This window comes from Pseudoclavibacter sp. CFCC 14310 (genome assembly GCF_008831165.1).
In the GTDB taxonomy this organism is placed as follows: Bacteria; Actinomycetota; Actinomycetes; order Actinomycetales; family Microbacteriaceae; genus Pseudoclavibacter_A.
The window spans coordinates 27,878-48,125 of record NZ_WBKC01000005.1 but is presented as its reverse complement, the minus strand read 5'-3'; the positions used below and the strand labels follow the sequence as shown (position 1 = coordinate 48,125).

The 20,248-nt window shown below is 65.5% G+C and carries 17 protein-coding genes and 1 tRNA gene; 16 read left to right on the top strand and 2 right to left on the bottom strand.

Features of this window, described 5'->3' with window-relative positions; genetic code table 11:
- The first annotated feature begins 107 nt into the window (after positions 1-107).
- The 4 genes from F8O06_RS11720 to nrdI all read left to right on the top strand — a co-directional run bounded on the left by F8O06_RS11720 (position 108) and on the right by nrdI (position 3,495).
- Complete coding sequence (locus tag F8O06_RS11720; RefSeq protein WP_158038737.1) at positions 108-1,070, top strand: metal ABC transporter substrate-binding protein; 963 nt, start codon at positions 108-110, stop codon at positions 1,068-1,070.
- Positions 1,067-1,825, top strand: coding sequence for a metal ABC transporter ATP-binding protein (locus tag F8O06_RS11715; RefSeq protein ID WP_225732858.1), 759 nt, complete (start codon positions 1,067-1,069; stop codon positions 1,823-1,825). Before F8O06_RS11720 ends, F8O06_RS11715 begins: the two co-directional genes overlap by 4 nt.
- Positions 1,822-2,736: a metal ABC transporter permease gene (locus tag F8O06_RS11710; protein WP_158038736.1), complete on the top strand. Its 915-nt coding sequence runs from the start codon at positions 1,822-1,824 to the stop codon at positions 2,734-2,736. The genes F8O06_RS11715 and F8O06_RS11710 overlap by 4 nt, the downstream gene beginning before the upstream one ends.
- Positions 2,737-2,982: 246 nt before the next feature.
- The gene (nrdI, locus tag F8O06_RS11705) at positions 2,983-3,495 is read left to right on the top strand and encodes a class Ib ribonucleoside-diphosphate reductase assembly flavoprotein NrdI (RefSeq protein ID WP_158038798.1); all 513 of its coding nucleotides are present in this window, start codon (positions 2,983-2,985) and stop codon (positions 3,493-3,495) included.
- Here nrdI and F8O06_RS11700 read toward each other — a convergent pair.
- Positions 3,458-4,255: a MerR family transcriptional regulator gene (locus F8O06_RS11700; RefSeq protein WP_158038735.1), complete on the bottom strand. Its 798-nt coding sequence runs from the start codon at positions 4,253-4,255 to the stop codon at positions 3,458-3,460. The genes nrdI and F8O06_RS11700 overlap by 38 nt on opposite strands.
- A 302-nt stretch (positions 4,256-4,557) precedes the next feature.
- Between F8O06_RS11700 and F8O06_RS11695 the strand changes: the two genes are divergently transcribed.
- Together F8O06_RS11695 and F8O06_RS11690 are read left to right on the top strand one after the other, a co-directional pair.
- The gene (locus tag F8O06_RS11695) at positions 4,558-5,868 is read left to right on the top strand and encodes an alpha-hydroxy acid oxidase (protein WP_158038734.1); all 1,311 of its coding nucleotides are present in this window, start codon (positions 4,558-4,560) and stop codon (positions 5,866-5,868) included.
- Between the two features lie 305 nt (positions 5,869-6,173).
- A complete protein-coding gene (locus tag F8O06_RS11690; RefSeq protein WP_192496947.1) occupies positions 6,174-7,094 on the top strand; it encodes an FKBP-type peptidyl-prolyl cis-trans isomerase in 921 nt (306 codons plus the stop codon).
- 112 nt (positions 7,095-7,206) lie between these two features.
- Here the strand turns inward: F8O06_RS11690 and F8O06_RS11685 are convergent.
- A tRNA-Arg gene (locus tag F8O06_RS11685) sits at positions 7,207-7,280 on the bottom strand.
- Positions 7,281-7,387: 107 nt separating this feature from the next.
- Here F8O06_RS11685 and argS point away from each other — a divergent pair.
- The 10 genes from argS to F8O06_RS11635 all read left to right on the top strand — a co-directional run bounded on the left by argS (position 7,388) and on the right by F8O06_RS11635 (position 20,210).
- Entirely contained in the window at positions 7,388-9,130 is a 1,743-nt protein-coding gene (gene argS / locus F8O06_RS11680) for an arginine--tRNA ligase (protein WP_158038732.1), read from the top strand.
- Between the two features lie 447 nt (positions 9,131-9,577).
- Positions 9,578-11,074 carry a diaminopimelate decarboxylase family protein gene (locus F8O06_RS11675; protein WP_412973467.1) on the top strand — a complete coding sequence of 499 codons (1,497 nt, stop codon included), beginning with the start codon at positions 9,578-9,580 and terminating at the stop codon, positions 11,072-11,074.
- The gene (locus tag F8O06_RS11670) at positions 11,071-12,378 is read left to right on the top strand and encodes a homoserine dehydrogenase (RefSeq protein ID WP_158038730.1); all 1,308 of its coding nucleotides are present in this window, start codon (positions 11,071-11,073) and stop codon (positions 12,376-12,378) included. Before F8O06_RS11675 ends, F8O06_RS11670 begins: the two co-directional genes overlap by 4 nt.
- 1 nt (position 12,379) lies before the next feature.
- On the top strand, positions 12,380-13,297 hold the full coding sequence (gene thrB / locus F8O06_RS11665) for a homoserine kinase (protein WP_158038729.1): 918 nt from the start codon (positions 12,380-12,382) through the stop codon (positions 13,295-13,297).
- Positions 13,298-13,435: 138 nt separating this feature from the next.
- On the top strand, positions 13,436-15,628 hold the full coding sequence (gene rho, locus F8O06_RS11660) for a transcription termination factor Rho (RefSeq protein ID WP_225733501.1): 2,193 nt from the start codon (positions 13,436-13,438) through the stop codon (positions 15,626-15,628).
- A 23-nt stretch (positions 15,629-15,651) separates the two neighbouring features.
- The gene (prfA, locus tag F8O06_RS11655; RefSeq protein WP_158030901.1) at positions 15,652-16,725 is read left to right on the top strand and encodes a peptide chain release factor 1; all 1,074 of its coding nucleotides are present in this window, start codon (positions 15,652-15,654) and stop codon (positions 16,723-16,725) included.
- Positions 16,722-17,798 (top strand): N5-glutamine methyltransferase family protein, encoded by a 1,077-nt coding sequence (locus F8O06_RS11650; RefSeq protein WP_158038727.1) that lies wholly within the window; start codon positions 16,722-16,724, stop codon positions 17,796-17,798. The genes prfA and F8O06_RS11650 overlap by 4 nt, the downstream gene beginning before the upstream one ends.
- A gap of 89 nt (positions 17,799-17,887) precedes the next feature.
- On the top strand, positions 17,888-18,550 hold the full coding sequence (locus F8O06_RS11645) for an L-threonylcarbamoyladenylate synthase (RefSeq protein ID WP_158038726.1): 663 nt from the start codon (positions 17,888-17,890) through the stop codon (positions 18,548-18,550).
- The gene (locus F8O06_RS11640) at positions 18,547-19,698 is read left to right on the top strand and encodes an MraY family glycosyltransferase (RefSeq protein ID WP_158038725.1); all 1,152 of its coding nucleotides are present in this window, start codon (positions 18,547-18,549) and stop codon (positions 19,696-19,698) included. The genes F8O06_RS11645 and F8O06_RS11640 overlap by 4 nt, the downstream gene beginning before the upstream one ends.
- Positions 19,695-20,210 (top strand): hypothetical protein, encoded by a 516-nt coding sequence (locus F8O06_RS11635; RefSeq protein ID WP_158038724.1) that lies wholly within the window; start codon positions 19,695-19,697, stop codon positions 20,208-20,210. Before F8O06_RS11640 ends, F8O06_RS11635 begins: the two co-directional genes overlap by 4 nt.
- Positions 20,211-20,248 lie beyond the last annotated feature (38 nt).

Below are 20,248 nucleotides of genomic sequence, written 5' to 3'. Positions count from 1 at the left end.
CGGGTAACCGAACAGTTTGGGTTACGGTGGATGCTGTCGCTGCAATCCCGACTGGGTGCGCTGGCATGAAAGCGAATACTCGATCGTCTGTGAAAGGACACCTGTATATGTGGGCAAAATCAAGACTCCTGCGCGTCGTGACCGCGACTGCCGCCGCGACGGTGGTGGTCGCATCTCTGAGCGCCTGCACCTCGAACGGCGGCAGTGAGCAGAAGTCGGCTGACGGCGACGGCAGGCCTCTCGTGCTCACCACGTTCACCGTGCTTGACGACATGGCCGAGAATGTGGCCGGCGACCATCTGAAAGTCGAGTCGATCACGAAGCCCGGCGCTGAGATCCACGACTACGAACCGACCCCGAGCGATATCAAAGAGGCCTCGAAGGCAGACCTGATTCTGAACAACGGCTTGGGCCTGGAACGCTGGTTCGAGAAGTTCACCTCTGACTCGAAGGCCAAGCGCGCCGACCTCTCTGAGGGCGTCGACCCGATCGACATCAGCGAGGGCGAGTACAGCGGCAAACCGAACCCCCATGCATGGATGTCGCCGAAGAACGGGCAGATCTACGTCGACAACATCGTCAAGGCCTTCAGCGACCTCGACCCCGACCACGCCGCCGACTACAGACAGAACGGCGAGAACTACAAAAAGCAGCTCCAGGGCGTCTCAGACAGTCTGGAGCAGCGCCTGTCGAGCGTTCCCGAGGGGCAGCGCACTCTGGTGAGCTGCGAAGGAGCCTTCTCGTACCTGACCCGTGACTCGGGGCTGAACGAGATCTACATGTGGCCGGTCAACGCCGAGTCAGAGGGCACACCGCAGCAGAAGGCCGATGTCGAGAACAAGGTGAAGGCCGCAAACGTGCCTGTGGTGTTCTGCGAGTCGACCGTCAACACCTCGGCGATGGAACAGGTGGCCGAGGCCACCGGCGCTCGCTTCGAGACTGATCCCGAACACCTGCTCTACGTCGACTCGCTGTCTGAGAAAGACGGTCCGGTGCCCACATACGTCGACCTGCTCAAGCACGACGCCGACACCATCGCCGACGGTCTGACCGGAGCCAGCGCCCAGTGAGCATCGACTCCGCTGTCGACGGCATCTCCGTCGACGATCTGAACGTCTCGTATGGCGCAGTGCGTGCCCTGCGAGACGTCTCGGTGCATATCAAGCCCGGCCGCATCTGCGGTCTGGTCGGCATGAACGGTGCCGGCAAGTCGACGCTCTTCAAATCGCTGATGGGCGTCATTCCGATTCACAGCGGCAGGCTCTCGTTTCTCGGGGAGCCGTCTGTCAAGGCGCGCCGCGCCGGCATGATCGGATACGTACCGCAGCATGACGACATCGACACGACGTTTCCTCTGAGTGTGCAGGACGTCGTCATGCTCGGCCGCTACGGCTACCAGAACTGGCTGCGTCACCCGCGCGCGGTCGACCGTGAGGCGGTCGCCGAGGCGATCGAGCGCGTCGAACTCACCGGTCTCGCCAAAAGACAGATCGGGCAGCTCTCGGGCGGTCAGCGCAAACGCGTCTTCGTCGCCCGGGCCCTGGCTCAGCATGCACGTGTGCTGCTGCTCGACGAGCCCTTCGCCGGCGTCGACAAGCGGTCTGAGGCCACGATCGTCAGCGTGCTGCACGATCTCGTCGCCGATGGCGCGACGATTCTGGTCGCCACACATGACCTGCACTCGCTGCCTGCGCTCTGCGCCGAGTCGGTGCTGATCAACCGCACGGTGCTCATGCATGGCGAGACCAAGACGGTGCTGGAGCCGCAGAACCTGGCCCGCGCGTTCGACCTGAGCGCCGACGAGGCCAGAGAGGTGATCCGATGAACGACCTGATCTCGCTGCTGGTCGACCCCTGGCAGTATGCCTTCATGCAGCGCGCGCTGATCGTCGGCATGGTCACCGCCCTCGTCTGCGGCGTGATCAGCTGCTGGCTGGTGCTGATCGGCTGGTCGCTGATGGGTGACGCGATCTCGCACGCGGTGCTGCCCGGCGTGGTGCTCGCGTACATCTGGGGAGTTCCCTTCGCCGTCGGCGCGCTGCTCTTCGCTGCGATCGCCGTGACCCTGATCGGAGGCATGCGCGGGCAGCGGCTGGTGAAAGAGGATGCCGCGATCGGCATCGTGTTTACGACGCTGTTCGCCTTCGGTACCGTGCTGATATCGATCACTCCCAGCCAGACCGATCTGAATCACATCCTCTTCGGCAACCTGCTGGGCATCACCAAGACAGACATGTGGCAGGTGATCGTTCTCGGTGCGATCACTGTTGTCGTCGTGCTGCTGAAGCGTCGTGACCTCACCCTGTTCGCCTTCGACCCCACTCACGCCCGTTCGCTGGGACTGTCGACGCGCGTGCTGAGCAGTCTGCTGCTCGGTGCGCTGGCGGTGACCGTCGTCGTGTCGTTCCAGGCGGTCGGCGTGATCCTTGCGGTGTCGATGCTGATCGTGCCCGGTGCGACCGCCCGTCTGCTCACGTCGAGCATCTGGCGGATGCTCTGGCTGGCACCGCTGATCGCTGCCGTCTGCGTGTTGGTCGGCATTCTGCTCAGCTATGCGTTCGACACCTCGTCGGGCGGCATGATCGGTGTGGTGCTGGGCGTCGCGTTCGGCATCGTGTACCTGTTCGGGCCGTCGAGTGCGCTGTTCACGATACTGCGTCGTCATCACAGCGAAGAGGAGGCCGAAGCCGCCCTTCGTGAGAAGAACGAAGACGCGCGGCTCGGATCGACGCGCTGAGTCGCCGAGGCGACAGCGCGCATCCCAGACCACAGGCCGATGCCGACGATCCCACAGAGTCGTCGTCATCGGCCTGTTCTTCCCGCACGAAGTGCGGCATTCCAGATCGTTCTCTTCGGAGCGCCTGATCTGTTTCGCAGAGAAACGGCGGATACTACATGTTGTGGGTTACGAGAGCCTGAGGCACTACATATGGAGGTTGGGCAGACGGATGAGGTCGGGCAGACGGATGAGGTCGGACAAGTGATGCAGTCGACGACCACCGCGACGGTGCGAGAGCTTCGGGCAGACGAGTCACCCGAGGTGGTCTACTTCTCGAGCGTCTCTGAGAACACCCGTCGTTTCGTGGAGCGTGTGGGCCACGACGCTGTGCGCATCCCGCTGCGCCCACGCACCGAGGGCATGCTGCGCGTCTCGCGTCCCTTCGTGCTGGTGCTGCCGACCTATGGCGGCGGCGTGCGCAATGGCGCCGTGCCCAAACAGGTGATCCGCTTTCTCAACGACCCGGTCAATCGAGGCCTGCTGCGCGGCGTGATCACCGCGGGCAACACGAACTTCGGCGAGTACTACTGCTATGCCGGGCCGATCATCGCGACCAAGTGTCAGGTGCCCGAACTGTATCGGTTCGAGCTGTTGGGCACTGAGCGTGATGTCGAGCAGGTCGACAACGGCCTGACCCAGTTCTGGAGGCAGACCCACCAGGGTGACTCCCGCATCCCCGTCACGCACCGCGACGCGTCGGCGTGTTCAGGCCGCTGACCCAGGCCGCTGACTCAGTCCGTTGCGCGATCCAGGTCTGCATGGCGGTCCGGATGACCTCTGCGTTCTCTCTGCCTCCGTACACCGCGGCGAATCGGTCGTCGGCGACATAGAGCTCTGAGAGGCCGATGTAGGCGGCCTGATCCGGGACTCGGCCGCCCCAGAAGTCGGTGACCCAACGGTGGTGCGCGGCCACGAGCGCTTGGAACGGTTCTCCTGCGGGGTCATCGCCTGCTTCGGCTGCGCGACGAAGAGCCTCGTTGATCTCGAGGCTGTGCTCGTCGTCGGCGCGTCGCTCCTGATCGTTCAGGCGCTGCCGACGCTTCGCACTCTGGTCCCAAGCCTCGTCGCCCCAGCGTTGCCGCACCTCGGTCTCGTGCTCACTCTGGTCGAAGCCGGCGAACATCTGTCTGATGGTCATATTCTCTCCCTCTGTGATCGCCCTGAGCGTCTGTTCGACAGCAGTGATCTGTCGCTCGACTCGTGCTCTCTTGTCTTCCAGCAGTGTGAGATGAGATCGCACCACGTCGGCGAGTGCCGTTTCGTCGTCGAGAGCGATCCGAATGCTGGAAAGCGGCAGCTCGAGCGCGCGCAGCGAGAGAATCCTGTACAGACGGGACAGCTCGGGCTCGCCATAGAAGCGATAGCCGTTTGGGGCCACCCGTGCGGGCCGAAGCAGCCCGATCTGCTCGTAGTGTCGAAGGGTTCTGCTGGTGAGCCCAGTAGCTCGGGCGACATCTCTGATCGGCCATTCGCGCATGTCACTGCTCCTGACGGCTCGGCGTTCGTGTTCATGGTTACCACTTTGTCGGTTGACGTCGCGGCAGAGTCAAGCGGCAGTGGACAGCCCGTCTGTTCTTTCTTGGCATTCCGTCGTTCTCGACGACGACGCGAACTGCTGACCGTCGGCCGAAGAGTGCGAACCAACTCATAGCGTGATGAGTGAGGCGAGGCAACCCTTTCTTTCGTCGTTGCCACTCATTAGGCTGACCGAAACGAACTGGTGGCCCGACCACATCGGCGTGCGGGCCGCTGACAGCGATTCATAGGAGAGTGGCGAACATGGTGACAAGGCAGTTTCCCAAGCCCAGCGAGATCTTCGATCTGCTGCATTTCAAACCTATCGATCTGAATGGTCGCCGCCGGCGGCTCAACTCGGCTCTGACCATTTGGGATCTGCGCCGCATTGCAGCGCGGCGCACCCCACGAGCCGCCTTCGACTACACCGATGGCGCGGCCGAAGATGAGATCTCGCTGCGTCGTGCCCGGCAGGCGTTCCGCGATATCGAGCTGCATCCGTCTGTGCTGCACCCGGCGACGGATGTCGACACGAGCTGCGAGATCTTCGGCGGTTCGTCTGCGCTTCCGTTCGGCATCGCGCCCACGGGGTTCACACGCCTGATGCAGACTGAGGGCGAGGTCGCCGGTGCCGGCGCTGCTGGCGCCGCGGGCATCCCGTTCACGCTGTCGACTTTGGGCACCACGTCGATCGAAGACGTCAAAGCGGCCAACCCCAACGGGCGCAACTGGTTCCAGCTCTATGTGATGCGTGACCGTGAGATCAGCTACGAGCTCACTCGTCGCGCGGCCAAAGCCGGGTTCGACACACTGTTCTTCACCGTCGACACCCCGGTCGCCGGGCAGCGCCTGCGAGACAAGCGCAACGGATTCTCGATTCCGCCGCAGATCTCGCTCGGCACCGTCATCAATGCGATTCCGCGGCCATGGTGGTGGTGGGACTTCCTCACCACTCCTGAACTGGAGTTCGCTTCGCTGAGTTCGACCGGCGGAACGGTCGGCGAGCTGCTCGACAGCGCCATGGACCCCACCATCAGCTTCGATGACCTCGACGTCATTCGTGAGATGTGGCCCGGCAAACTCGTGATCAAGGGCGTGCAGAACGTCGAAGACGCGAAGAACCTGGTCGCTGCGGGGGTCGACGGAATCGTGCTCTCGAACCACGGCGGCCGCCAGCTCGACCGTGCCCCCGTGCCGTTCCAGCTGCTGCCCGACGTGGTCAAAGCCGTCGGCGACCGCACCGAGATCGGCGTCGACACCGGCATCATGTCTGGAGCCGACGTGGTCGCGGCGATCGCCAAGGGCGCGAACTTCACGCTCATCGGCCGCGCCTACCTGTATGGGCTGATGGCCGGTGGCCGTCAGGGCGTCGATCGCACGATCCAGATTCTGCGCGACGAGATCATCCGCACCATGAAGCTGCTCGGCGTCTCGTCGCTTGACGAACTGAACCCCGGTCACGTCACGCAGCTGCGTCGTCTGACGCGCGACGAACGCGAGGCGCACGGTGCGCAGGCCGCTGCCAGCGAGCTCACGGCGAAAGCCGAGCGCGAGGCTGCCGGCGCCAAGAAGTGAGCCTGAGCTTCGTTCGTTGAGGCAGAAGGGGGCGTCGGCTTTCGCCGGCGCCACTTTTTGCTGCCGTGCCGAGGCGGCGTGCTTCGGACGGCACTCTGCGCACAGACGCTCAGCGAATTCACAGTGCAGTCATGAGTCACCGGAATGCGCAGCGGTCAGGATTGATCGAACGCCTCAGACATACTGGCCCACGCCAGCCGAAAGACCGGGGCTCCATGGCATCCGTCGAATGGAGCGATCGAAGCAGAATCTGAGACGATGACGAGGCCATGCTGCGACATGGCCAGAGACAGGAGAGTGGTAGCGTGCGCAAGTTGCTCACAGCCGGAGTGATCGCGGCGACGATGGTGGGATTGGCCGGATGCTCAAACGGGTCGAACGGCGTCGACGTCACGGGTGACTTCGGCACGGCGGCGGCCGTCAGCGTCTCGGGCGACGTCGACACCTCGAAGGTGCAGGTCAAGACGCTGATCGACGGCGACGGCGACACCGTCGGCAAAGACGACAACGTCGAGATCGGGCTGGCACTCTACGACCCGACCAATCAGAAAGATCTCTCGCCCTACAACACCACGTCGAGCCTGGCGTCGTGGAAGCAGTACTTCAGCTCGCTGCCCGATCAGATCGACGGCAAGAAGATCGGAACTCGCCTGAGCATCACCGGCAGTGCCTCCGACCTTCTCGGCGCGGGCAATGCGAGCAGCTACTTCGGTCTCGACGACTCCGCCCCGTTGGCGATGGTGGTCGACGTCATCGGGCTCGTGCAGTCGAGCGATCCTGAGCTGTCTGACACATTCGGCGATGCCGATTTTCCGACTGTGACCCTCGACGACTCCGGAAACCCCACGACCACGATCACGACCGGTGTCACGCCGAAGACCACACAGGTCAAGGTCATCAAGCAGGGTGACGGAGAGACGGTGGCGGCGGGCAACAGCGTGTCGTTCCACTACCAGCTCACCAAGCTGCGCGACGGCAAGCAGGTCGAGAGCAACTACGGCGGCGACGCGGCATCGAGCACTGCAGACGAGTCAGGGCTGATTCCCGGATTCGTGAAGGCGCTGGTCGGGCAGAAAGTCGGCTCGACGGTGGTGGCGGTGGTGCCGCCGTCAGAGGCGTATGGCAGCAGCGACGGAGCGGTGATGCAGCATGAGGCCCTGGTGTTCGTGCTGACGATCGATTCGACCGGGCCGGCCAGCGATGCCTCGACCTCGACAGGGGAATGAGGCGCTAGGAACGCGCGAGGAGCAGAAGTGCCGAGCCGGTGTCGGGCTGACCGAGCACCGGCTCGGCTGCACCTTGGGCACACCGTCGGGTACACCGGCTATCAGCATTCGGTGCGCCCAAGGGGATTCGAACCCCTGACCTTTGGTACCGGAAACCAACGCTCTATCCAGCTGAGCTATGGGCGCAGACCGCACGCACCCACATCGCAGGCGCACACAGACGCCCATCAGAATAGCATCGATCGCAGCCCATGCAGGGCGCGGCGCGCTCGCAGTCGCTAGAATAGGCCCTCGTGACCCCTGAAGATCTTTCGCAGACCATCGTCGACATCCTGCACGGCCTCGCCGAGTCAGGCGACGTGCCGGCCGAGCTCACCTCGGTGCCGGCCCCGCGCATCGACCGGCCGAAGAGCCGCGACCACGGTGACTGGGCGACCAACGTCGCGCTGCAGCACGCCAAGCGCGTCGGGCTGGTTCCGCGTGCGCTCGCCGAGACGATCGCCGGGCGTCTGCGCGACGTCGACGGCATCGCCGAGGTCGACGTCGCAGGCCCGGGGTTCATCAACGTGACGCTCGACGCTGCTGCGGGAGCCAGCATCCTGCCGACGGTCATCGACCAGGGCGACCATTTCGGAGACAACGAGGCGCTCGCCGGTCACTCGATCGACCTCGAGTTCGTCTCGGCCAACCCGACCGGCCCGCTGCACATCGGGCACACTCGGTGGGCGGCGCTGGGCGATTCGATCGCTCGGCTGCTCAGGGCATCCGGCGCGAAGGTCGTCAGCGAGTACTACATCAACGACGCCGGCAGTCAGATGAATCGGTTCGCCGACTCGGTGCTCGCCGCGATCAAGGGTGAGCCCACGCCCGAGGGCGGCTACCCGGGGCAGTACATCCAGGACCTCGCCGCCTACGTCAAAGGCGAGCGACCCGACATTCTCGATCTGCCGGCCGACGAGCAGCTCTCGACCGCACGCGAGCTCGCCTACGCGAAGCAGCTCGCCGAGATCAAGCACTCGCTCGACACGTTCAACGTGCACTTCGACGTGTGGTTCAGCGAACGTCGCCTGCACGCGATCAACCCCGAGACCGGTACGAGCCTGATTCAGGATGCGGTGCAGCACCTGCGAGATCAGGGTCGCGTCTTCGAGCAGGAGGGTGCGACTTGGGTGCGCACCTCTGACTTCGGCGACGACAAAGACCGCGTGGTCGTGCGCTCCAACGGCGAAGAGACGTATTTCGCCGCCGATGCCGCGTACTATCTCGACAAGCGCCGCCGGGGGTACGAGCAGGCCATTTACTTCTTGGGCGCCGATCATCACGGGTACGTGAACCGGCTGAAGGCGATCGTGGCCGCGGCGGGCGACGATCCCGAGACGAACATCAGCGTGCTGATCGGGCAGCTGGTGAACCTCAACGGAGCCAAGCTCTCGAAGCGTGCAGGTAACATCATCGAGCTCGACGATCTGCTCTCCTGGATCGGCAGCGACGCGATGCGCTACTGGCTGGCGCGGTACCCCGCAGACTCTCCACTGAATCTCGACGGCGAGAAACTGCGCAGCCGTACCAATGACAATCCCGTGTTCTACGTGCAGTACGCGCATGCCCGCACGCACAACGTGGGGCTGAACGCCGCTGCCGCGGGCATCGCCGTGGCACTGCCCGGGCAGGCCGTCGAACAGGTGCGCGCCGCGGCTGCGAAGTCGGCGGCTGCCGGGGTCACCGTCTCGGCCTTCGACTTCGACCCGTCGACTCTCACGCACGCCACCGAGACCGAGCTGATCGCGAAGATCGCGCAGTTCCCGGCCGTGGTGGCGAAGGCCGCGGAGTTCCGCGAGCCGCACCGCGTGGCCCGCTATCTCGAAGAGCTCGCAAGCGATTTCCACCGTTGGTACGACAACTGCCGCGTGATTCCGCTCAGCAACGGAGCGGTCGAGCCGGTGCACGCTGCGCGCCTGGCGCTCAACGATGCCGCGGGACAGGTTCTGCGCAACGGCCTGAATCTGTTGGGCGTCTCTGCCCCAGAGCGCATGTGATTCTGCCTGGTTTGTCTTTGTTGTTGTTGTCGTCTTCGACTTCGTGCTGAGTTGGCAGAACCTGTGGCTATCAGTCTCTGATGGCCGCACCTTCTGTACTTTCGGCGGTGTGACTTCGGGCTCCGGGTGGTGTGGTCCGCGGTTCTGTCTGGTTTTTCGTCGAGTTGGTAGAACTTGTGGCTATCGGGCTCTGGTGGTCGCATCTTCTGTACTTTCGGCGGTGTGACTTCGGGCTCCGGGTGGTGTGGTCCGCGGTTTTGTCCGGTTTTTCGTCGAGTTGGCAGAACTTGTGGCTATCAGTCTCTGATGGCCGCACCTTCTGTACTCTCGGCATCGACTCGGCTCCGGCTCATCGCCGAACACCACATCTTCCGCACTCTCGGCGGCAGGGTCGTAGGTTTGCTCCTGCTGGGGCAGGCCGCTGTGCCGACCACGTAGAATATGCGGGTGCCCTCACACTCAGATCACATCGAACCGCTGGCTCCTGAATGGCTCGCCATTCCCGAAGACCTGAACACCCTCGACCCTTCCATCTGGCCAGACACCGCGACCCGAAATGCCGCTGGGGCGGTCGAGATCGGGGGAGTGTCGGTCGTCGAGCTCGCAGAGACCTTCGGCACGCCGCTCTACGTGGTCGATCGGACCACCGCCGTCGCACAGGCCACGCGCATCCGTGACGCATTCGCGAACGCACTCGCTGCGATCGGCACCGACGTCACCGTCTACTACGCCTCGAAGGCCCTGCTCACCTCAGATGTCGTGCGCTGGATGCGCGACGCCGGGCTCAACGTCGACGTCTCGAGCGGTGGCGAGCTCGCGATCGCCGTCGCCGCAGGAATGCCGCCGCAGCGCATCGGCCTGCACGGCAACAACAAGTCGTATGCCGAGCTGCGCGCCGCGGTCGGCATCGGCCTGGGCACGATCGTGGTCGACTCGCTCGACGAGATCGATCTGCTGCAGGCCGTGATCGAAGACGCGGTCGCCGAGACGGCGGCGGATGCGGCAGCCGGTTCGCCTACTGCGTCCAGCCCGCTGGCCGACCCGTCGTATCGACAGCGCGTGCGACTGCGTGTGACGACGGGCGTGCACGCGTCGACGCATGAGTTCCTGGCCACCGCGCGCGAAGACCAGAAGTTCGGGGTGGCGCTCGCCGATGTCGACGAAGCGGTGCGCCGTCTGCGCGCGATCGACCGCGTCGAATTCGTGGGCATGCATTCGCACATCGGGTCGCAGATCTTCGACGCGCTCGGGTTCGACGAAGCGATCACGCGTCTCATCGAGGTGCAGAAGCGGCTGCTCGAAGGCGGACCGGTTCCCGAACTCAACCTGGGCGGCGGCTTCGGCATCGCCTACACCGAGGCCGACCAGCCGCGACCGATCGAGCAGATGGCCGAGAACATCGCATCGACCCTGCAGCGTGCCTGCTTCGCTCAGGGCGTTCAGGTGCCGCACATCGCAATCGAGCCGGGTCGTTCGATCGTGGGGCGTGCCGGTGTGACGCTCTACGAGACCGGCACGATCAAAGACGTGCAGGTCGATCATCTTGCCGGCAATACGCGTCGGTACATCGCCGTCGACGGGGGAATGAGCGACAACCCGCGCCCCGAGCTGTACGGCGCCGACTATCAGGCCGCACTCGCCTCGCGTACCAGCGACGCCGAGCCGGTGCTCGTGCGCGTGGTGGGCAAACACTGCGAGAGCGGCGACATCGTGGTGCAGGCCGACTACCTGCCCGAAGACGTGCGGCGGGGCGACCTGCTCGCCGTGCCCGACACCGGAGCGTACTGCTTCTCGCTGTCGTCGAACTACAACATGCTTCCGCGCCCGGCAGTCGTGGGCGTCTGGGACGGAGCCGCGCACCTGCTGGTGCACGGTGAGAGCATCGAGACGCTGCTGCGCCGTGACGCCGGTCTCGAGATCACGAACAAGACGGAGGACAGATGACTCACCGCACGCTGAAAGTGGCCCTGCTCGGTGCCGGCTCGGTCGGCGCTCAGACGGCCCGCCAGCTGATCGAGCGGCGTGCCGAGCTCGCGCAGCGCATCGGTGCCGACTTCGAGCTGATCGGCATCGCGGTTCGAAACCTGCACGGTCACCGTGACGTCGAGCTGCCACAGCAGCTGTTCACCACCGACGCAGACCGCCTCATCGACGAGGCCGACATCGTGATCGAGCTGATCGGCGGCATCGAGCCAGCACGCACGTACATCGAGCGCGCGCTCAGCGACGGCAAAGACGTCATCACCGCGAACAAGGCTCTGCTGGCCGCGCATCAGGTCGACATCTTCGAGGCCGGGCGCCGCGGCGGCGCCGAAACCTGGTACGAGGCGGCCGCGGCGGCCGCGATCCCGATCATTCGGCCGCTGCAGGACTCTCTCGTGGGCGACCGCATCAACCGCGTGCTCGGCATCGTCAACGGCAGCACGAACTACATCCTCGACCGCATCGACACCGCAGGCATCACGCTCGAAGAGGCCCTTGCCGAGGCCAGCCGTCTGGGCTACCTCGAAGCCGACCCGAGTGCCGACGTCGAGGGGCATGACGCAGCAGCCAAGGCGACGATTCTGGCCGGTCTCGCGTTCCACACGCACGTGCCTCGGTCTGCAGTGCACACCGAGGGCATCACACAGCTCACCACCGAACAGCTGGTCGCCGCGAAACGCGACGGCTACGTGGTGAAGCTGCTGGCGATCGCCGAGCGGCTGCCTGCGAAACCGGGCGAACGCGATGCGGTCAACGTGCGCGTGTATCCGGCGATGGTGCCGGCAGATCACCCGCTCGCCGCGGTGCACGGCGGCAAGAACGCGATCTTCGTCGAGGCTCTCGACGCCGGCGATCTGATGTTCTATGGGGCGGGAGCCGGCGGTGTCGAGACGTCATCGACCGTGCTCAGCGACTTCGTGCTCGCCGCCAAGCGCATCGTGCGCGGTGCTCCGGCCGAGTTCGTCTCTTTCGACGCGAACCTGCGCATCGCCGACATCTCAGAGGTCGAGTCGAGCTGGCACATCACCCTGCACGTAGCCGACGAGCCCGGCGTGCTCGAACAGATCTCGGCTGTCTTCGCAGGCAACGAGATCTCGGTTCGTGCGCTGCACCAGGAGCAGCTGGCCGACTCCGCCGCAGACGCCAGCCTCGTCGTGGTCACGCACCGTGCCACAGAAGGCCGACTGCAGCGCACCGTCGAGCAGCTGGCCGAGGCCTCTGCCGTACGCGCCGTGATCGGCGTCATGCGCGTCGAGGGAGACTGACATGTCTGTGCGCGTCCGTGTTCCGGGCACCAGCGCCAATTTGGGGCCAGGCTTCGACTCGCTCGGCATCGCCGTCGACCTGTGGAACGAAGTCGAGGTCGTCCCGAACGACTCCGGCCGGTTCACGGTCGACGTGCAGGGCGCGGGAGCGAAGTGGCTGCCGCGTGACCGCCGCAACCTTCTCGTGCGCATCCTGCTGCAGACCACGGCGCAGCTCGGAGGCAGCCTCTCTGGGGCGCATCTGCGTGCGGTGAACGGCGTGCCGCAGTCGGGAGGGCTCGGATCGTCGGCGTCGGCCGTGGTCGCCGGAGTCGCCGCGGCGCTCGCACTGCACACCGGCGGGCAGCCCGACCGCGACGAGGTCTTCCGGCTGGCCAGCGCCTGCGAGGGGCACCCGGACAACGCGGCTCCGGCCGTCTACGGCGGCGCGACCATCGCCTACACCGATGCCGAGGGGCTCCCTCGCTGCGCCTCCATGACGGTCGACGAGAGCATCCATGCGGTACTGCTGGTGCCTGACTACACGACCAAGACGAGCGCCATGCGCATGCTCCAGCCAGAGAGCGTGCCGGTCGCCGACGCCGTGTTCAACCTGTCGCGTTCGGCGCTGCTGGTGCATGCTCTCGGCGAAGACCCGAGCCTGCTCTTCGAAGCGACCGAAGACCGCCTGCATCAGCCGTACCGTGCGCAGGCGATGCCGGCGACCGATCGCATGATCACCGATCTGCGCACGCAGGGGCATGCGGCTGCGCTGAGCGGGGCGGGGCCGACCGTGCTCGTGCTCGCGACCAGCTCGGCTGAGGCCGACGCCGTGGCAGCGGCGGATGGCCTGGTCGATTCCGCCTCGAATGACACGCCCGTGCGATGGAAGTCGCATCGGGTGGCGATCGCCGCTGAGGGTGCTACAGTAGAGCTGTGACTTTGAGAGCTCTGCTCTCGGTCATGATCCAGCGGCACCTCACGTTTTCTCAGATGTGTGCCCTTCTGTAATGACGATCGGGACCACCGATCGATGAATCTCCTTGGCCGAAACGGCAAGGCGAGAGGAAAACCTCCTGTGACTGATGTCAAGAACACCACCCAGACGCCGAAGCTGACCACCCTGCGCGTGGCAGAGCTGCAGAGCATCGCCGCAGAGCTGGGGCTCTCAGGCGTGAAGCTCCGCAAGAGCGAACTGATCTCAGCGATCACCGATCGCCGTGCCGAGCTGGCCGGCGCATCGAACGCTGAGCCGACCAACACCAGAGACGCTGAGCCAGCAGCTGCAGCGAGCACCACCGAGCAGCCCACTGCGGCCGCCGCCACAGCCGAGGCCGAGCCGGCCGCCGAGGCGCCGCAGACACGCCGTGCCACCACGGGTCGCCGCTCGCGTCGGGCGACGCTGCCCACGACCGATGTGGCCGATGGCGTCAACGCCGAGGTCACCGTCGAGGTGCTCGACGCACCCGGCGCTCAGGCTGAGCAGAGCACGGCCGAGACACCGCGCACCGAGGCGCGCGCCCCGCGTCGTGCCAGCTCGAAGCAGACCGCCGCTCGACATGCCGACAGCAGCCAGAGCGACGCCACGCACGACGAGGTCGCCGCAGACGCGACGGCTCAGAGCGACGAGCCGGCTGAGAACGCACAGTCCGAGACGGCGCAGGCAGGTGAGCAGCGCGAATCGAAGCGCGGTCGCCGCAGCGAGCAGCGCACTGACGCAGAGAACACCTCAGCAGAGTCGAACGGCGAGAGCGCCGACAGTGAGACCGAGGGCCACGAGGGCCGCAATGAGCACCGCGAAGGGCGTCGCAGCCGTGGGCGCGGGCGTGGCCGTGGGCGTGACAACGACCGTCAGAACGACAACGAGTCGGCTGAGGGCAAAGACGCCAAAGACGAGAACAACGACCGCAGCGACAAGAACGATCGCAGCGACAAGAACGACAAGAATGACAAGCACGACCGCCACGAGAAGGGCGACCGTCGCGAACGCGGTGAGAAGGGCGACGACAACTCGCGTCGCGACGATCACGACAACGACGAGCGTCGTGGCCGCAACCGCAACCGCAACCGCAACCGTGACCGCAAGCGTCGCGGCCGTGAAGACGAGCCCGAGTACACCGAGAACGACACCTTGATTCCGATCGCAGGTGTGCTCGAGGTGCTCGACAACTACGCGTTCGTGCGCACCAGCGGCTACCTGCCCGGCCCGAACGACGTGTACGTCTCGCTCGGACAGGTCAAGCGCTACGGTCTGCGCAAGGGCGACGCGGTCGTCGGCGCGATCAAAGAGCCGCGTGAGAACGAGAACAGCAGCCGTCAGAAGTACAACGCACTGGTCAAGCTCGACACCGTCAACGGTGCCACGGTCGAAGAGGCGCGTCAGCGCGTCGAGTTCTCGAAGCTCACGCCGCTGTACCCCCAAGAGCGTCTGCGCCTCGAGACCGAGCCGCAGAAGCTCACCGGTCGCGTCATCGATCTGGTCGCACCGATCGGCAAGGGTCAGCGTGGTCTGATCGTCGCACCGCCGAAGGCCGGCAAGACGATCATCATGCAGCAGATCGCCAACGCGATCACGGTGAACAACCCAGAGGTGCACCTCATGGTCGTACTCGTCGACGAGCGCCCCGAAGAGGTCACCGACATGCAGCGCACGGTCAAGGGCGAGGTCATCGCCTCGACGTTCGACCGCCCCGCCGACGACCACACCACGGTCGCCGAGCTGGCCATCGAGCGGGCAAAGCGCCTGGTCGAGCTTGGTCACGACGTGGTTGTTCTGCTCGACTCGATCACCCGTCTGGGCCGTGCCTACAACCTGTCGACGCCGGCCTCGGGTCGCATCCTCTCCGGTGGTGTCGACGCCTCGGCGCTCTACCCGCCCAAGCGCTTCTTCGGCGCCGCGCGCAACATCGAGAACGGCGGCTCGCTGACGATCATCGCCTCGGCGCTGGTCGAGACCGGTTCGAAGATGGACGAAGTGATCTTCGAGGAGTTCAAGGGCACCGGCAACATGGAGCTTCGCCTGTCGCGTCAGCTGGCCGACAAGCGCATCTTCCCGGCGGTCGACGTCAACGCGTCGGGCACCCGTCGCGAAGAGCTGCTGCTGCCGGCCGACGAGCTCAAAATCGTCTGGAAGCTGCGTCGCGCACTGGGCGGCCTCGAACCGCAGCAGGCCATCGAGATCGTGTTCAACGGTCTGAAAGAGACCAAGTCGAACGTCGAGTTCCTGATGCGCATGCAGGCACATGACGTGCCCGGCCTGCGCCAGCGTTGAGCGAGGCCTCGACTGTGAGCTCGATGTTCGACTCCGTCGACAAACTGCTCGCCGAGCACGCTGATCTGCAGGTGCAGCTGGCCGACCCGGTGGTGCACACCAAGCCGGCCCTGGCCAAAAAGCTCAGTCGTCGGTACAACGAGCTCAATGCGATCAAGGTCGCCTACGAGCACTGGCGGCAGACTGACGAAGACCTCGAGGCCGCGCGTGAGCTGGCCAAAGAAGACGATTCGTTCGCCGAGGAGGTGCCCGGTCTTGAGACCGAGCTCACCGCGTCGGCCGAACGCCTGCGTCGACTGCTGATTCCGCGCGATCCCGATGACGGCCGTGATGTGATCATGGAGATCAAAGGCGGTGAGGGCGGCGAGGAGTCCGCCCTCTTCGCCGGCGACCTGCTGCGCATGTACATGCACTACGCCGAGAAGAAGGGGTGGAAGGTCGAGATGCTCGACTCCACCGAATCCGACCTCGGCGGGTACAAAGACGTCTCGGTGGCTATCAAGGGTCGTTCGAACAACCCGGCTGAGGGCGTCTGGGCGCACCTCAAGTACGAAGGCGGCGTGCACCGCGTACAGCGTGTGCCGGTCACCGAGAGCCAGGGTCGCATCCACACCTCGACCACCGGAGTGCTGGTGTTCCCCGAGGTCGACGAGCCCGAAGAGGTGCAGATCAATCAGAACGATCTGCGCATCGACGTCTACCGTTCGTCCGGCCCCGGCGGTCAGTCGGTCAACACGACCGACTCGGCGGTGCGCATCACCCACCTGCCGACCGGCATCGTGGTGTCGATGCAGAACGAGAAGAGCCAGATCCAGAACCGTGACGCCGCCATGCGCGTGCTGCGGGCCCGCCTGCTCGCCAAACAGCAGGAAGAGCTCGACGCCGCAGCCAGCGAGCAGCGCCACAGTCAGATTCGCTCGATGGACCGTTCGGAGCGCATCCGCACCTACAACTTTCCAGAGAACCGCATTGCCGACCACCGCACCGGGTTCAAGGCCTACAACCTCGATCAGGTGATGAACGGCGAGCTCGATCCCGTGATCGAGTCAGCTGTGGCCGCCGATGAGACGCACCGTCTCGAGGCACTGGGGCAGTGACCGATCCAGCTGGCGGCAGCGAGGTGGGGCCGGTGGTCCTGCGGATGCTGCAGCGGCTGGCCGAGGCCGGTGTCGGCCCGGCTCGGGCCGAGTCTCGACAGATCGTCGCGCACGTGCTCGACGTGAGCCTGGGTGACCTCAGCCTGGCCGAGCTCACCGGTCGACTCCGGGTGAGCGCCGAGCAGATGCACACCATCGAGACGCTGACCGAACGACGCGCGCGGCGCATCCCGCTGCAGCATGTGCTCGGCAGGGCGCCCTTTCGCGCGCTTGATCTGTCAATCGGGGAGGGCGTGTTCGTGCCGCGCCCAGAGACCGAGCTGCTGGTCGAACGCGCACTCGAACTGCTGAGCGAGCGTCGTGCCGCCGAGCAGACTTCCGACTCTGACCGTGACGACGCAGCCGCTGTCGACCAGGCCCTGACAGACGGCACTCGACGCGACGTCGCCCCACGACGCCTCCGAGTCTTCGAAGCGGGCACCGGTTCGGCCGCGATCAGCCTCGCGATCGCCACCGAGCTGCCGCACACGCACGTGCGCACCGTCGAACTCGAGACCGCCGCCGAAGCGTGGGCGCGGCGCAACATCGTCGCCTACACCGATGCCCTGGCAGCGGCCGACAGCACCGTCGAGCTCGTCGCCGGTGATGCGATCGCTGACCTCGCCGTCGCCTCCTCATCGCTGCTGCCAGCGCACCCACGGTCACGGGCACAGGCGGCAGCGCAGATGACGCCTGGCCGGCCCGTGGCAGAGTCAGCAGGCACGTTCGATCTGATCGTGTCGAACCCGCCATACGTGCCGACGGGAGACATCCCGCTCGAGCCCGAGGCACGAGCCGACCCCGACACGGCGCTCTACTCCGGCGCCGACGGTCTCGACTTCATCCGTGAGCTGGTCGCGCCCGCGTTCGCCGCGCTGCGGGCCGGAGGGAGCATCCTCTTGGAGCACACCGAGCAGCAGGGCTCGGACGTGCGCATGCTGCTCGAAACGGCGGGGTTCGAGGCAGCACAGACGCATCGTGATCTGACCGGTCGTGATCGATTCACCGAAGCCCGACACCCGTCGCGCCACTGAGCCGCTGAACGCACTCGGTCGCGAGTCGACACAGGGCACACGCAGACTCGGCGACTAGACTGCTACAGACACCCCGAGGAGACTTCGACATGAGCAGCGTGTTCGACTGCAGCGACACTGAGCAGCTACTGACCGGAACGAGAGAGGCCCGCCGAGCCATCGGGCGCGGACGACTGGTCGTGATGCCCACCGACACGGTCTACGGCATCGCCGCCGACGCCTTCTCTCCAGACGCGGTCAACGCGCTGCTCGAGGCGAAGGGGCGCACACGTCAGTCGCCGCCGCCGGTGCTGATTCCGAGTCTGAACAGCCTGCATGCTCTGGCCGAAGACGTGCCCGAACCCATCGAACGGGCAGCTGAGAAGTTCTGGCCGGGCGCGCTCACCATCATTCTCAACGCACGCAGCAGCCTGAACTGGGACCTCGGCGACACGCAGGGCACTGTTGCGCTGCGCATTCCCGACGAGCCGGTTGCCCTCGCCGTGCTCGAAGAGACGGGGCCCCTCGCGGTGTCTTCGGCGAATCGGCACAGCCAGCCGGCCGCAACCACGATCAACGACGCACAGCAGCAGCTCGGCGACAGCGTCGAGGTCTACCTCGACCATGGCACCAGTCACAGCGGACTCTCGTCGACCATCATTGATGCGACGCTCTTCGAGGTGAACGGCGCGGTGCGGATCGTGCGGCAGGGCGGCGTCACCCCTGAGCAGCTCGCCGAGGTGATCGGCGACGGCAAGGTGCTGACCGAGTGAAGGGCTATGCGCTGGTCGCGTTCGTCGCCGCCGTCGCGACGTGGGGGCTGACTTGGGCCGTGCTGCGCTTTGCGCTCCGCTTTCACATCTATCCCGCCATCAGAGCGCGAGATGTGCACACCCGCCCGACGCCCAGACTCGGGGGAGTGGCCATCTTCATCGGCATCATGCTGGGGCTGTTCACGGCGAGCCGCATCGAGTGGTTCAGCGAGGTCTTCAGACACCCGGGTCAGATGGCCGCTCTGGCGGCGGCCAGCCTGCTGATCGTCTTCATCGGTGTCTTCGACGATCTCTATGACATGGTCTGGTACGCCAAGCTGGCGGGGCAGTTTCTTGCGGCAGGCATCCTCACCTGGCAGGGGTTTCAGATCGTGTCGCTGCCGATCGGCGGCACGCTGATCGGCTCGGGGGTCGTCAGCGCGCTGCTCACCACGATTCTCATCGTGCTCACGATGAACGCCGTCAACTTCATCGACGGGCTCGACGGGCTGGTCGCAGGCGTCATCCTGCTCGCCTCAGGCGTGTTCTTCCTCTACGTCTATCTGCTGACGGTGCGCACCTCGCCGACCGACTACTTCAACCTCGCGACGCTGGTCGCCGCGCTGCTGATCGGCGGATGCGTCGGCTTTCTGCCCTGGAACTGGCACCCGGCCAAGATCTTCATGGGTGACTCCGGCGCGATGCTGCTGGGGATGCTGCTGGCGGTGAGCGCGATCTCGGTCACCGGTCAGATCGACCCGCAGACGCTCTCGGACTCAAGCGTCTGGCTGCCGCTGCTGGTGCCCGTCGTCGTGCTCTCACTGCCCTTCGTCGACTTCGCTCTGGCGGTCATCAGACGCGTTGGCGCAGGAAAGAGCCCGTTCAGCCCGGACCGCAAGCATCTGCACCATCGTCTGCTCGGTCTCGGCCACAACACGTACACTGCAGTGGCGGTGTTCTACAGCTGGACGATCGTGCTGTCCCTCTCATGCTTCCTGTTCATGGTGTGGCCTTGGCCGTTCGTCGTGGTCTTCGCCGTGATCGGCATCCTCTGCTGCATCGTGCTCACGTTCTGGCCCGTGCTGCAGCCCCAGCTGGGGTGGGGGCCGCCGATACCGAACGAACTGCAGCTGACGGCCAGACGCATCCGCAAGAAGGAGACCGCATGACCACCCCCGAAGACCGCGCCCAGCATCCAGACGACCAGAGCGCATCCGCATTCGACGAGCAATTCGTGGGAGACGACGAAGAGCAGCCGGTGAAGCGACAGGCCGCACCCGGTCTGGTCAGCGTGCTTCGACTCTCGCTGTTGCTCACGGCGGCGCTCGCCGTGCTCGTCGCCATCGTCGGAGGCCTCATCGGGTGGTCGGTCGCCGGCTGGAACGGCGTGCTCAGCGCACTCGTCGGAGCTGCGCTCACCCTCGCCTTCGCCGCGATCACGGCCGGCAGTCTGTGGCTCGGATCCCGCCAGGGAGGCATCTCGTTTCTGGCCATCGTGCTCGGCGGCTGGATCGTCAAGATCATCGTGTTCATCGGGCTGCTCGCTCTGATCACCTCGGTGCCGTTCGTCGTGAAGGGCGTGCTCTTCGGTTCGATCGTCGCCGCCGTGCTCGGCTCTCTCGCCGCCGACTCTTTCGCCGCGATGCGTGCGAAGGTGCCGTATGTCGACGATCCGCAGTGAGCCAGGCCCTCCCGAACTCACCCAAACAGCACAGTCGG

Coding starts and splice junctions, on each gene's coding strand:
- F8O06_RS11710 (WP_158038736.1), top strand. CDS start 1,822: ATGAACGACCTGATCTCGCTGCTGGTCGACCCCTGGCAGTATGCCTTC.
- F8O06_RS11695 (WP_158038734.1), top strand. CDS start 4,558: ATGGTGACAAGGCAGTTTCCCAAGCCCAGCGAGATCTTCGATCTGCTG.
- prfA (WP_158030901.1), top strand. CDS start 15,652: ATGTTCGACTCCGTCGACAAACTGCTCGCCGAGCACGCTGATCTGCAG.
- F8O06_RS11720 (WP_158038737.1), top strand. CDS start 108: ATGTGGGCAAAATCAAGACTCCTGCGCGTCGTGACCGCGACTGCCGCC.
- thrB (WP_158038729.1), top strand. CDS start 12,380: ATGTCTGTGCGCGTCCGTGTTCCGGGCACCAGCGCCAATTTGGGGCCA.
- F8O06_RS11635 (WP_158038724.1), top strand. CDS start 19,695: ATGACCACCCCCGAAGACCGCGCCCAGCATCCAGACGACCAGAGCGCA.
- nrdI (WP_158038798.1), top strand. CDS start 2,983: ATGCAGTCGACGACCACCGCGACGGTGCGAGAGCTTCGGGCAGACGAG.
- F8O06_RS11700 (WP_158038735.1), bottom strand. CDS start 4,255: ATGCGCGAATGGCCGATCAGAGATGTCGCCCGAGCTACTGGGCTCACC.
- F8O06_RS11645 (WP_158038726.1), top strand. CDS start 17,888: ATGAGCAGCGTGTTCGACTGCAGCGACACTGAGCAGCTACTGACCGGA.
- F8O06_RS11670 (WP_158038730.1), top strand. CDS start 11,071: ATGACTCACCGCACGCTGAAAGTGGCCCTGCTCGGTGCCGGCTCGGTC.